General features: G+C 68.1%; 14 protein-coding genes. 10 read left to right on the top strand and 4 right to left on the bottom strand.

Features of this window, described 5'->3' with window-relative positions; translation table 11 throughout:
- Window positions 1–2: 2 nt before the first annotated feature.
- From C5F75_RS21395 to C5F75_RS21385, 3 genes are all read left to right on the top strand, one after another.
- Window positions 3–563: a GNAT family N-acetyltransferase gene (locus C5F75_RS21395; protein WP_060310781.1), complete on the top strand. Its 561-nt coding sequence runs from the start codon at window positions 3–5 to the stop codon at window positions 561–563.
- A gap of 9 nt (window positions 564–572) precedes the next feature.
- The gene (locus C5F75_RS21390; protein WP_104012723.1) at window positions 573–1421 is read left to right on the top strand and encodes a MerR family transcriptional regulator; all 849 of its coding nucleotides are present in this window, start codon (window positions 573–575) and stop codon (window positions 1419–1421) included.
- A 123-nt stretch (window positions 1422–1544) separates the two neighbouring features.
- Window positions 1545–2525 (top strand): sulfonate ABC transporter substrate-binding protein, encoded by a 981-nt coding sequence (locus C5F75_RS21385; RefSeq protein WP_104012722.1) that lies wholly within the window; start codon window positions 1545–1547, stop codon window positions 2523–2525.
- A gap of 78 nt (window positions 2526–2603) precedes the next feature.
- Here C5F75_RS21385 and speB read toward each other — a convergent pair whose 3' ends face one another.
- Complete coding sequence (gene speB / locus C5F75_RS21380) at window positions 2604–3572, bottom strand: agmatinase (RefSeq protein ID WP_104012721.1); 969 nt, start codon at window positions 3570–3572, stop codon at window positions 2604–2606.
- A gap of 359 nt (window positions 3573–3931) precedes the next feature.
- On the opposite strand from speB, the gene C5F75_RS21375 reads away from it, so the two are divergent.
- The 5 genes from C5F75_RS21375 (at window position 3932) to C5F75_RS21355 (ending at window position 9221) form a co-directional block, all read left to right on the top strand.
- Window positions 3932–4603 carry a lysoplasmalogenase gene (locus C5F75_RS21375; protein ID WP_059585122.1) on the top strand — a complete coding sequence of 224 codons (672 nt, stop codon included), beginning with the start codon at window positions 3932–3934 and terminating at the stop codon, window positions 4601–4603.
- A gap of 247 nt (window positions 4604–4850) precedes the next feature.
- Entirely contained in the window at window positions 4851–6431 is a 1581-nt protein-coding gene (locus C5F75_RS21370; RefSeq protein ID WP_059584916.1) for a flavin-containing monooxygenase, read from the top strand.
- A 21-nt stretch (window positions 6432–6452) separates the two neighbouring features.
- A complete protein-coding gene (locus C5F75_RS21365; RefSeq protein WP_104012720.1) occupies window positions 6453–7376 on the top strand; it encodes an SDR family NAD(P)-dependent oxidoreductase in 924 nt (307 codons plus the stop codon).
- Window positions 7373–8278: a metal-dependent hydrolase gene (locus tag C5F75_RS21360; RefSeq protein ID WP_059584914.1), complete on the top strand. Its 906-nt coding sequence runs from the start codon at window positions 7373–7375 to the stop codon at window positions 8276–8278. The genes C5F75_RS21365 and C5F75_RS21360 overlap by 4 nt, the downstream gene beginning before the upstream one ends.
- Window positions 8279–8282: 4 nt before the next feature.
- On the top strand, window positions 8283–9221 hold the full coding sequence (locus tag C5F75_RS21355) for an alpha/beta fold hydrolase (protein WP_104012764.1): 939 nt from the start codon (window positions 8283–8285) through the stop codon (window positions 9219–9221).
- On the opposite strand, the gene C5F75_RS21350 is transcribed toward C5F75_RS21355, so the two are convergent.
- The 3 genes from C5F75_RS21350 to C5F75_RS21340 all read right to left on the bottom strand — a co-directional run bounded on the left by C5F75_RS21350 (window position 9182) and on the right by C5F75_RS21340 (window position 10644).
- Entirely contained in the window at window positions 9182–9736 is a 555-nt protein-coding gene (locus C5F75_RS21350; RefSeq protein WP_059584913.1) for a putative glycolipid-binding domain-containing protein, read from the bottom strand. The genes C5F75_RS21355 and C5F75_RS21350 overlap by 40 nt on opposite strands.
- Before the next feature lie 252 nt (window positions 9737–9988).
- Window positions 9989–10399, bottom strand: a complete 411-nt coding sequence (locus C5F75_RS21345) for a PIN domain-containing protein (protein WP_104012719.1) — start codon at window positions 10397–10399, stop codon at window positions 9989–9991.
- The gene (locus tag C5F75_RS21340; protein ID WP_059584911.1) at window positions 10390–10644 is read right to left on the bottom strand and encodes a type II toxin-antitoxin system Phd/YefM family antitoxin; all 255 of its coding nucleotides are present in this window, start codon (window positions 10642–10644) and stop codon (window positions 10390–10392) included. The genes C5F75_RS21345 and C5F75_RS21340 overlap by 10 nt, the downstream gene beginning before the upstream one ends.
- Before the next feature lie 458 nt (window positions 10645–11102).
- Between C5F75_RS21340 and C5F75_RS21335 the strand changes: the two genes are divergently transcribed.
- Window positions 11103–11993: an urea transporter gene (locus C5F75_RS21335; RefSeq protein WP_104012718.1), complete on the top strand. Its 891-nt coding sequence runs from the start codon at window positions 11103–11105 to the stop codon at window positions 11991–11993.
- Window positions 11971–12744, top strand: coding sequence for a class II aldolase/adducin family protein (locus C5F75_RS21330; RefSeq protein ID WP_089465626.1), 774 nt, complete (start codon window positions 11971–11973; stop codon window positions 12742–12744). Before C5F75_RS21335 ends, C5F75_RS21330 begins: the two co-directional genes overlap by 23 nt.
- Window positions 12745–12760: the final 16 nt, after the last annotated feature.

Here is a 12760-nt window from a genome sequence, read left to right as displayed (position 1 = left end):
CCATGTCCACCGCCTCCGCCTGCGTCGTGCGTGACGCGACCGACGCCGACCTCGATGCCATCCATGCGATCTATGCGCACCACGTTCGCCACAGCGTCGCGTCGTTCGAGGAAACGCCGCCCGACGTCGCCGAACTGCGCGCACGCCGCGATGCGGTGCTGAACCACGGGCTGCCGTACCTCGTCGCCGAATGCGACGGCCGCGTGGCCGGCTACGCGTACGCGACGCCGTACCGCACGCGCAGCGCGTACCGCTTCACGATCGAGGATTCGATCTACATCGACGATGCGCAACGCGGGCGCGGAATCGGCCGCGCGTTGCTCGCGGCGCTGATCGCGCGCTGCGAAGGCGGCCCGTGGCGGCAGATGATCGCGGTGATCGCCGACGGCGGCACCGGCGGCTCGACGTCGCTGCATCGCGCGTTCGGTTTCGAGCCGGCCGGCCTGTTGAAAGCGGTCGGCTTCAAGCACGGCCGCTGGATCGACACGGCGCTGCTGCAGCGCCCGCTCGGCGACGGCGCGAACACGCGCCCCGCCTCGCCCGAGCCTGCCCCGGCGCGCTAGAATGGCCGCATGTCAAAACAGACTCATTCCACGCCCGACGAGGCCGCGCCGGATTCCCGCAACGAATACACGGTCGACGAGCTCGCGCGCGTGTCCGACACCACCGTGCGCAACGTCCGCGCCTACCAGGATCGCGGGCTGCTCGCGCCGCCGGAGAAACGCGGGCGCGTCGGCATCTACGACGACACGCACGTCGCGCGCCTGAAGCTGATCAACCATCTGCTCGCGCGCGGCTACACGCTGTCGAACATCCAGGATCTGATCAAGGCGATCGACGAAGGCCACGATCTGCGCTCGATCCTCGGCCTCGAGAACGCGATCGGCGGCCGCTGGTCGCACGAGTTGCCGAAAACCTACTCGCTCGCGCAACTCGCGCAGATGTTCGGCGCGCAGGCGACCACGCAACTGTCGCGCGTGACCGAGCTCGGGCTGCTCGAACGGCGCGGCCTGTCGTTCGTCGCGAAGAGCCCCGCGCTGCTCGAGGCGGCGGCCGCGATGACGAAAGAAGGGATTCCGCCGCGCGAGTTGCTCGACGTGATCAGCCTCGCGCGGCCGCATTTCGACGCGATCGCGCGGCTGCTCGTCGATCTCGTCGTGAAGCGGCTCGACCGCTACGACGCCGGCACGCTGCCGCCGGCCACCGACGTGCCCCAACTGGTCGACGCGATCTGGCGCCTGCGCCCGCTCGCGGCCGTGTTCGTCGAAGGCGAGACGAACCGCGCGCTCGAAACCGCGGCCGGCGCATATCTCGGCGGGCGGGTCGCGACGATCCTCGACAAGAAGCTCAGCGACGAAGCAGCGCGGCAGTCCGGCACGACGGACACGCCCGATCCGGCAGGCGGCGGCGACAAAGCATAGGCCCGACGCCGTCATATCCATATCGGCAATGCTTCGTTTGCGGGCGCGATCGCCCGTGCGACGATTCTTCCAACCGAGCGGCGCCGGCCGCTCCCCGAAGATGCCTCGCATGGAGTTCGTTCGATGATTCGTTTCACCCGCTGGATCACCCGCGCCGCCGCCGTCTCGCTCGTTGCCCTGTCCGCCGCGTCGGCGCTCGCGCAAGGCGGCGCCGACAAGATCGTGCGCATCGGTTATCAAAAGGCCGGCCTGCTGTCGGTCGTCAAGGCGCAGGGCGCGCTCGAAGCGCGGCTCAAGCCGCTCGGCTATGGCGTTCAATGGTTCGAATTCCCGGCCGGCCCGCAACTGCTCGAGGCGCTGAACGCGAACAGCATCGACTTCGGCTACACGGGCGCGCCGCCGCCCGTGTTCGCGCAGGCGGCCGGCGTGCAGTTCGTCTATGTCGGCGCGGAACCGCCGGCGCCGCACAACGAAGCGGTGTTCGTGAAGGCCGATTCGCCGATCCGGACGGTGGCCGGCCTGCGCGGCAAGAAGGTCGCGCTGCAGAAAGGCTCGAGCGCGAACTACCTGCTGCTCGAGGCGCTGAAGAAAGCCGGCGTGCGCTATGACGAAATCCAGCCGGTGTATCTCCCGCCGGCCGATGCGCGCGCCGCGTTCGAAAGCGGCAACGTCGATGCGTGGGCCGTGTGGGATCCGTACTACGCGGCCGCGCAAAGCGCGCTGAAGGTGCGCACGCTGTCCGACTACACGGGGCTCGCCGCGACCAACAATTTCTACGAGGCGACGCGGAGTTTCGCGCAACAGCATCCCGACGTGGTCGGCGCGATCCTGAAACAGGCGCGGGAAACGGGCCAGTGGGTCAACGCGCATCCGGCCGACACGGCGGCGCTGCTTGCGCCGAAGGTCGGGTTGCCGCAGGCGCTCGTCGAGACGTGGATCAAGCGCGTGCCGTTCGGTGCGGTGCCGATCGACGAACGCATCGTCGCCGCGCAGCAAGGTGTGGCCGATGCGTTCCACGCGGCGAAGCTGATTCCGCAGAAACTGAGCGTGGCCGAAAACGCCTGGGTCGACAAAAGCGTGGCGGGTGCGCTGGCGGCGAAGTAACGCGCGCGGCCCCCGCATCGGCAGGCCGGCCGGGCGCGAGGCCCCGCCGGCCGCTGTCGCGTGCCGCGCGCCACGCGCTCAACGCAACGCCCCCGCCACCTTCTTCTGCCGCCACAGACACAGCAGATCGCACGCCACATGCGCGGCCGCGATCGCCGTGATGTCCGCGTGATCGTACGCCGGCGCCACCTCCACGACGTCCGCCCCGACCAGATTCACCGCCCCGAGCGCGCGCACGATCGCCAGCGCCTGCGCGGACGACAACCCGCCCGCGACCGGCGTCCCCGTTCCCGGCGCGAACGCCGGATCGAGGCAATCGATATCGAACGTCAGGTATGCAGGCCGCGTACCGACGATCTCGACGATGCGCTCGACCGCCGCCCGCGCACCCTGGTCATGCACCCACGCGGCGTCGAGCCGCTCGATCCCGAGAAAGTCGTCGTTCCACGTGCGGATGCCGACCTGCACCGACGTCGCGGGATCGATCAGCCCTTCCTTCACGGCCTTGTAGAACATCGTCCCGTGATTGAGGCTGTCCGGATCGTCGTCGGCCCACGTATCGCAGTGCGCGTCGAAATGGATCAGCGACAGCGGCTTGCCGTGGCGCTCCGCGTGCGCGACCAGCAGCGGATACGTGATGTAGTGGTCGCCGCCGAGCGTCAGCATCTTCGCGCCCGAGCGCAGGATCGTGCGCGCATGCTCGACGATCGCCGGCTTGATCGACAGCGGGTTGTGCGCGTCGAACCAGCAGTCGCCGTAGTCGACGGCCGCGAGATCGTCGAACGGATCGAAGCCCCACGGATACGGATGGAGTTCCGCGAGCTGCACGCTCGCCGCGCGGATCGCGGCCGGCCCGAGCCGCGCGCCGGAGCGATAGGTCGTCGCGAGATCGAGCGGCACGCCGGAGATCGCGACGTCGACGCCGTCGAGCGCGCGCGAGTAATTGCGGCGCATGAACGACAGCACGCCCGCATAGGTGTTTTCGATCGAGGAACCGTACGGCGTCGTGCGACGGATCGCGCCGTCGCCGTGGAGAAGTTCGGTCATGGTCGGACCTGTTTTCGTGGCGGCCGCGCCGCCCCGCTTCGAACGAGCGCGCGGGCCGGGCACGGCGGGGATTCATCGGGCATGCATCGGCTCGCGCATTCAGTCGAGAGGCGACGCGGGACATCGACAGCGACAACGGCAATACCGCGGCGATCATAGCAAGCCGAATCGCAGCTGTTGCCCCGGTTCCGCCGGGGCAACGCGCGGAAAAATCCGGTGCCGCAGCGCAGGCCGCCGTCGTCGTTTCCTAGAAGGATTCGCCGGTTTTGGCGTGCTCGTTCTTCCGGATAATGGCCGGCAGCCGCGCCCCCGACGGCGCGTCGTCCACCGCAGACGACAACAAACCGGAGACACCCGCCTTGATCGCCACGCTTCCCGCCACCTACCGCCGGCTCTGGCCGCTCGCCATCGCTGCGGCGCTGCTGTACGGGCTGTCGCTCGCCGCCGCCCCCTATCCGGGCCAGGCCGCCGCGAAAGCCGCGATGGGCATCCTGCTGCTCGCGGCGGGCAGCACCTGCGGCGCGGCGCGCGAACGCGCATGGCTGTGCGCGGCGCTCGCGACCGCCGTGCTCGGCGACGTGCTGCTCGCGCTGCCCGACTGGCCGCTGTCGTTCGTCCTCGGCCTCGGCGCATTCCTGCTCACGCACGTGTGTTATTGCGCGATCTTCTTCCGATGGCGCGCGCGGCCGCACGGCTGGCGCATCGTTGCGCTCGTCGGGCTGTGGATCGCCGCGCCGGCGTTCTACGCGGCGTTCTTCCCGCACCTCGGCGAGCTGCTGGCGCCGGTCGCCGTCTACATGCTCGTGCTGTGCGTGATGGCGAGCTTCGCGCTCGCCGCCCGCACGCGCGGCCCGCTGGTCGCCATCGGCAGCCTGATCTTCGTCGGCTCCGACACGCTGATCGGCGTCGGCCGCTTCCTCGGCGTTTTTCCGGGCATCGACTATCTGATCTGGGGCCTCTATGCGCTCGCGCAGGTCACGATCGTGGCCGGGGTTTTCCATGAGATCGCCGGCCGGTCGATCAGCCCCTGATACCGTTTCAAACGGGCCGCCGCGCGCGGGCGGCCCCCGGTTTTCCCCTGTCTTGCCCTGCCGACGGCCTTTTCCGCTCATCCCGCATTGCGGAAGCCGGACCGTTCCAAACCCCGCTCAGCCTTTTCCCGTCCGGCTTCCGGCCCTTAGAGCGCCGCCTCTAGCCTCTTGCGGTTTCCAGGTTCACCCACTATCGTTACATCAACCAATGTAACATTAAAAAATGAGCCAGATCGGAGACACCCGGATGAATGCTCGCACGTTGCCTTTCGGTCCACCCGGCCACGACGGCCTGGACGAAACCATCGACATCGCCATCATCGGCACCGGCTTTGCCGGCCTCGGGATGGCGATCCGCCTGAAGCAAACGGGCGTGACCGACTTCGTCGTCCTCGAGAAGGCCGCGTCGGTCGGCGGCACATGGCGCGACAATCATTACCCCGGGTGCGCATGCGACGTGCAATCGCACGTCTATTCGTTCTCGTTCGCGCCGAACCCGCGCTGGACGCGCATGTTCGCGCCGCAGCCGGAGATCCGCGCGTATCTGGAAGACTGCGTGCAGCGCTTCGGCATCGGCCCGTACCTGCGGCTGAATCACGAGTTGCAGCGCGCCGAATACGACGAAACCGCGCAACGCTGGCGCCTCACGTTCGCGAACGGCAAGCGGCTGTCCGCGCGCGTGCTGGTGTCGGGAATGGGCGGGCTGTCGCGCGCCGCGCTGCCGGCGATCCCCGGTGTCGAAACCTTCCAGGGTCGCGCGTTCCATTCGCAGCAGTGGGATCACGACTATCCGCTCGAAGGCAAGCGCGTCGCGGTGATCGGCACCGGCGCGAGCGCGATCCAGTTCGTGCCGCGGATCGCACCGCGCGTGAAGTCGCTCGCGCTGTTCCAGCGCACGCCGCCGTGGATCATGCCGAAGCCCGACCGCAACCTCACCGGCTTCGAGAAATGGCTGTTCCGCACGCTGCCGTTCACGCAGAAGGTCGTGCGCAGCGGCATCTACTGGATGCTCGAATCGCGCGTGCTCGGCTTCGCGATCCATCCGTCGCTGATGAAGAACGTGCAGAAGCTCGCGCTGCGCCACATCCGCAAGCAGATTCCCGATCCGGAACTGCGCAAGGTGGTGACGCCGAACTACACGCTCGGCTGCAAGCGCGTGCTGATCTCGAACGACTACTATCCGGCGCTGTCGCGCAAGAACGTCGACGTGATCACGACCGGCATCGACCATATCGAAGCCGACGCGGTCGTGACGACCGACGGAAAGCGCCATGAAGTCGATTGCCTGATCTACGGCACCGGCTTCCAGGTGGCCGACCCGTATCCGCGCGGCGCGATCGTCGGCCGCGGCGGCCTCGACATCGTCGACGCCTGGCGCGACGGCGCGCACGCGTATCTCGGCACGACGCTGCCCGGCTACCCGAACTTCTTCATGATCGTCGGCCCGAACACGGGCCTCGGCCACAACTCGATGGTGTTCATGATCGAGTCGCAGATCGAATACATCCTCGGTGCGTTGCAGGCGATGCGCCGCGAGCACGCGGACGCGATCGAGGTGCGCCCGCTCGTCGAGGCCCAGTTCAACAACGATCTGCAGGGCAAGCTGAAAAAGGCGATCTGGTCGACGGGCGGCTGCAAGAGCTGGTACCTCGATCCGCGCACCGGCAAGAACACGACGCTGTGGCCGGGCTTCACGTGGCGCTTCCGCCAGGCGACCGCACGCTTCTCGATCGCCGATTACCACGCCTATCGCGCACCGCACGACACGACCGCGCGGCCCGCCGCCGCGCCGGCCGCTTCCGCTTCCACGTCCGCCGAAGCGGCCTGAGCCAGACAAGGAGCCACCGACATGAGAGATTTCGCCAACAAGGTCGCCGCGATCACGGGCGCCGGCTCGGGCATGGGCCGCGCGCTCGCGATCCAGCTCGCACAGGCCGGCTGCCACGTGTCGCTCGCCGACAAGAACGGCGTCGGCCTCGCGGAAACCGAACGGATCGTCCGCGCGATCGCGCCGAACGTGCGCGTGTCGACGCGCGTGCTCGACGTCGGCGATCGCGACGCGATGTCCGCGTGGGCCGACGACACCGCGCGGGAGCACGGCAAGGTCAACCTGATCTTCAACAATGCGGGCGTCGCGCTGTCGAGCACGATCGAAGGCATGGACTACGGCGATCTCGAGTGGATCGTGAACATCAACTTCTGGGGCGTCGTGCATGGCACCAAGGCGTTCCTGCCGCACCTGAAGGCGTCGGGCGACGGCCACGTGATCAACACGTCGAGCATCTTCGGGATCTTCGCGCAGCCGGGCATGAGCGGCTACAACGCGACCAAGTTCGCGGTGCGCGGCTTCACCGAATCGCTGCGCCAGGAACTCGACATGATGAAGTGCGGCGTGTCGGCCACGTGCGTGCATCCGGGCGGCATCCGCACGAACATCGCGCAGTCGAGCCGCGTCGCGAAAAACATGGTCGGCTTCATCGTCGAGAGCGAACAGCAAGGCAAGGACAGCTTCGAGAAATTCTTCATCACGAGCGCCGACGACGCCGCGCGCACGATCCTCGCCGGCGTGCGCAAGAACAAGCGCCGCGTGCTGATCGGCCGCGACGCGAAGGGCGCGGACTGGATGGCGCGCATCCTGCCCGCCGCATACCAGGCGCTCGTCGTGCTCGCGACGCGCCGCGAGGCCGCGAAGGCCCGCCGCGCCGCACGCGGCACGCCGGCGCCGGTGCACGCCACCTACAACAATGCAGGCAATCAGGGAGAACAATCATGACGACACCGAACATGATGCCCGTGCGGCGCGACATCCGTTTCGCGCTGCCGCCCGAACGCGCGAAGGACTGGCACGTGCAGGGCGTACCCGTCACGCACTTCATGAATGCGCTGTCGCTGCTGTTTCCGGCCGGCGAACGCTTCTTCATGGACTCGGTGCGCAATTACCGCGACCGGATCGAGGATCCCGAGCTGAAGAAGCAGGTGCTCGGCTTCATCGGCCAGGAAGCGATGCACACGCGCGAGCACATCGAGTACAACGACCTGCTGCAGGCGTCCGGCCTGCCCGCGCACAAGCTCGACAAGCGGCTGTGGACGATCCTCGGCTTCTTCAAGAAGACGCTGCCGCATTCGATGCAGCTCGCGATCACGATCGCGCTCGAGCACTACACGGCGATCCTCGCGAACCAGTTGCTGTCGGGCCACGAGCACCGGATCGACGGGTCGGTCGAAGGCTATCAGCAGATGTGGATGTGGCACGCGATGGAGGAAACCGAGCACAAGGCGGTGTCGTACGACGTGTGGAACGTCGTGATGAAGCCGGGCCTCGGCAGCTACCTGCTGCGCACCGGCACGATGCTGCTTACGACCGTGATGTTCTGGACGATCGTGTTCGACTTCCACGTGCGGCTGATGCTGTCGCACCGTCGCAAGCATGGCAAGTTCGGCGGCATGTGGCGCCTCGTGAAGTATCTGTACAGCCCGAGGAATGGCGTGTTCCCGAGCATCGCGCGAGAATGGCTCGACTATTTCCGGCCGGGCTTCCATCCGTGGGACCACGACAACCATCAGTATCTGCAGGGGCTCGACACGCTGCTCGCCAACATCGACGCGACCAACGCTCGTTATGCGGCGCAGGCTGCGCCACGCCGCGTGCCGCTGCATCCGGTTGCGCAGGCATGACGCGATGGCGCACCCTCACGAGATGCTGACCGTCCCGTCCGGCGACGTGAAACTCGCCGTCTACGTCAGCGGGCCGCGTCGCGCGCCGCCGCTGATCCTCGTGCATGGCTACCCCGACTCGGCAGCCGTGTGGGCGCCGATCCGCGCGCGGCTCGCGAAGCGCTACCGCGTGATCGCGTACGACGTGCGCGGTGCCGGCGCATCCGATGCGCCGCGCCGCCGCGCCGACTACACGCTCGAGCGGCTCGCCGGCGACCTGAAGGCGGTGGCCGACGCGACCTGCGGCGGCCGGCCGTTCCACCTCGTCGGCCACGACTGGGGCTCGATCCAGTGCTGGGAGGCCGTGACCGACCCTGCGTTGCGCGGCCGCATCGCGTCGTACACGTCGATCTCGGGCCCGTGCCTCGATCACGTGTTCCGCGCGAAGATGCGGCTCAAGCAGAGCCTGAAATCGTGGTACATCGCGTTCTTCCATCTGCCGCTCGTGCCGTCGCTGGTGTGGCGGCTCGGCGGCGCCGCGCTGTGGCCGCGCTGGCTCCAGCTCACCGAGCGCGTGCGCGCCGAGCGCGATCCCGCGCAACTGAAGAACGCGCTGAACGGAATGCAGATGTACCGCGCGAATTTCATCGCGCGGGCCCGCAAGCCGCGTGAACGGTATGCGCAGGCGCCGGTGCAGATCCTGGTGCCCGTGCGCGACCGCTACGTGACGCCCGAGATGTCGGCCGACCTCGACCGCTGGCTCGGCGAGCACGTGCGCGAGGAAATCGACGGCGCGCACTGGATCGTGCTGCGCCATCCGGACCTGATCGCGTCGCGGATCGACCGGTTCGCGTCCGCGCATGAAGGGGCCGCGGTCGCGGCAGTACCGGCGGCGACGCCGGCCATGCGGACGGGAGCGGCCATTCAGCGCAGCGGCGGCAAACGCTTGAACAGCGTTTCGTAGTCGATCACGAGCCCGTCGTCGTCGATGTCCATCTCCGCCGTGAAATTCCGGAAGATGCCTTCGTATCGGTAGCGACGGCCCGGTTCGATGCACGCATAAGCCTGCTTGACCGGCGTGACCTTCAGATCCGGCGTCGAGATGTACGCGACGTCGATCGGCCGTCGCTCGCCGCGCGCGAGGCCGAGGCGGCCGATCGGCAGCGAATTCGTGAACGGCGTCGCAGCGATGTCGATGTCGACGCAGCCGTCGAGCTCGTGCAGTTCGCGGCCTGAACCGTCGCGCCAGTGTCCGGCCCCGTCGCCGCGCAGTTCGAGCGTGCCGCCGCCCATCACCTTGAGCACCGCGCAGGTCACGCGCCATTGCGCATCGCACTCGACGCGATACGCCAGCCCGTATGCACGGCCGTACCGCTGGCCGACCACCGCGCTTTCGACGACGATGCCGGAATCATTCCGGTCAAACGTCAGATGTTCGATTCCGTCGCCCTCGAGCGACGCCCACCGCAGTTCGCGCATTCTGCTGCCTCCTTGTTACCGCACATCGAGGCATCGTCACACAAATCCCGGCTATCGAGAATGCCGCCGTCGACGAGTCCAGCGCGCGTCATTCGTGTTCGGCTGCTATTGCCAGCCCCTCGAACACCGATCGGATAGCTTCCACGACTCGCGCCGCTCCGCGCTCATCCTCGAACGGCGAACTCGGTCCACCCGGTGGCTGGCGCACCGTCCAAGGTTCAGTCCAGATTCACGCTCGCCACTCGTTCACGTTCAAGCATGTGGCACGCGCACGGTTAGCCCTGGCAAATCAGCGAAATCCGCGACGTTCAGCGTCATCAGCGCATAGCCGTGCTCAATCGCCTGCGCTGCAATCCACAGATCGTTGTAGCGCGGCCGCGGCGAGCGGCCCGCCTGCTTGACAGCAGCAGCCAGCACCCCGAAAGCGGCCGCAGTGTGGCGCGTGACTTCAAGCACAGGTCGGCGCTCAAGTTGGCGCAAATGGGCGGCGCGCCGCGCGCGTTGGGCAGCGTCCGCGCAAGCCTGCACGCCGAATGCCAGTTCGCCCAACGAAATCGTCGAGATGAACACAGGCGCATCGCCCGCCGTGTCGATCACGGCACGCGATTCGATCGTGCCGCCGGCCAGCCCCACCCACACGCAACTGTCGATGATCATGCCCACGGATCACGAACTCCGTCTTCGAAGCCGCTGCGACTATCTCGCAGCCAACGGGCTGCGTCCTCGGCGTCGAAACTTGCAGGCAGGCCTTCGAGCGCTTGTGCGGCGTCCATAACGGGCTCGGCCGGGACCAGCCGCGCGATCACGGTCTGGTTGCGTTCGACCACGATCGTCTCACGGCGTTGGGCGACCTGATCGAGGATCTGGCGAGTATGGCGGGCCAGTTCAGTTGCGGTAATGGTGACCATGGCGTCTCCGGGACGAGTAATACGTATTGTACGTATTATACGCATTCAATGCCCGGTGCGAGAACGAATGGCTGAACGTGGCGGGCTTCGTGGGCGAGTCGAGACCCAGAGTCCCCTTGCCGCACGGTTCTACAACAGCGCATTCGCGAGAGCAGACCTCGCTATCGAGCTTCGGTCCGCGTCCGGCGAGCGTGGTCGAACCGCAACCATATCGCCTTGAGATCACAGCCTGGTCGAGCTCTCGGAGCGATACGCGATTTCGTCCAACGTTGGGTCGTCGTGGTCAACATGACCGGGGCGCCGAGCCGCTCGGCGAAGTCGACTACCCCCGCGCCGAATACACACCGACCATGCCCCACATCAGGGCATTCGCCACAAATCCTGACTATCCAGAATTCCCTATTCCGGTGCATCGAAACGTGCCCTATGCTCGCGGCTTGTCCTGCTCCGCCGCCATCATGCCTACCGCCCGCCCCGCCTCGCCGTCGATCGACCTGCGCATCCTGCTGCGCGGCGTCGGACAGATCGTGCTCCAGGCGCATGCGCTCACCGGCGCGCTGCTCCTGGCCGCGCTGGCGCTGACCGACCTGCGGCTCGCATGCGCGGCGCTGGTCGGCTCAGCCGCCGCCAGCATGACGGCGGTGCTGACAGGCGCCGAACGCCGCGACGTCGAACAGGGGCTGCACGGCTTCAACGGCGCGCTGGCCGCGCTGATCGCCGTCCTGTTCGCGCCCGGTCAACTCGCCGCCATCGCGCTGGTGCCGCTGGTCGCGATCGGCGCGGCGCTCGTGCAACGCGCGATGCGGGCGCCGCTCGCCCGCTGGCGCCAGTGCCCGTATTCGAGCCCGTGCCTGGCCGTCACCGCGCTGTGGCTGCCGTTTGTCGCGTCGCAGCATGCGGACGGCGCGAGCGCCGGCCCCGTGCCGACGCTCGCTTCCGCAACCGACGCGCTGCTGTCGGGGCTCGCTCAGACCACCTTCGCGCAAGGCGCCTGGGCCGGCGCGCTGGTCGTCGCCGCTCTGGCCGTCGCGTCGCGTCGCGCGGCCGCGTTCGCGCTCGGCGGTGCGATCGCGTCGACCGTGCTGCTCGTCGCGCTCGGCGCGAGCGACGCATCGCTCGCCGATGGCCTGCTCGGCTTCAACGGCGCGCTCGCCGCGCTCGCGCTGATGTCGCGCGGGCCGCGTGCGGCGCTCGCGGCCGCCGCCCTCGCCGCGCTGATCCAGTGGCTCGCGATGCGCGCAGGCATTACCCTGTTCACGGCCCCGTTCGCGCTCGCGTCATGGGTGACCGTAGCCGTCGCGCGCCGCCTCACCCTCGGAGAACCCGATGTCATTCGCACACCGTCCTGATGCCGTGAAGCCCGGCGGCCCGATCTCGGACGCCGAACGCAAGCTGCGCGTCGACCTCGCCGCCGCGTACCGGCTCGTCGCGCTGAACGGCTGGGACGACCTGATCTACACGCATCTGTCCGCAACCGTGCCGGGCGAGCCGGGCCACTTCCTGATCAACCCGTTCGGCCTGACCTTCGACGAGGTCCGCGCCTCGAACCTCGTGAAGATCGATCTGGCCGGCAACCGGATCGGCGACGGCGAGCACGCGGTCAACGTGACCGGCTTCGCGCTGCATGCGGCCGTGCACGCCGCGCGCGCGGACGCCGTCTGCGTGATGCACCTGCACAATACGGCCGGCATCGCCGTGTCGATCCAGCGCGACGGGCTGTTGCCGGCGTCGCAGCACGCGCTGCGCTTTCATGGCGATCTCGCGTACCACGAGTACGAGGCGCTCGCGTTCTCGCCGGACGAAGGCGCGCGGCTGACGGCGAGCCTCGGCGCGAAATCCGCGATGCTGCTGCGCAATCACGGCACGCTGACGGTGGGCCGGACCGTCGCCGAAGCGTACGTGCTGATGGATACGCTGATCAAGGCGTGCGACATCCAGTTGCGCGCGCAAGCAGGCGGCGGGCCCCTCGTGCTGCCGGAACCGGCCATCGCCGAGCGCACCGCCGAACAACTGCGCGACGGCGGCGCGATCGAGGGTGAACTGGAATGGCCGGCGCTGCTGCGCCGGCTCGACCGGATCGATCCGTCGTATCGCGACTGACGCCGCATCCGCACCG

This window comes from Burkholderia anthinoferrum (assembly GCF_002925705.1).
Lineage (GTDB): Bacteria > Pseudomonadota > Gammaproteobacteria > Burkholderiales > Burkholderiaceae > Burkholderia > Burkholderia semiarida.
This window is presented reverse-complemented; position numbering and strand designations above follow the sequence as displayed.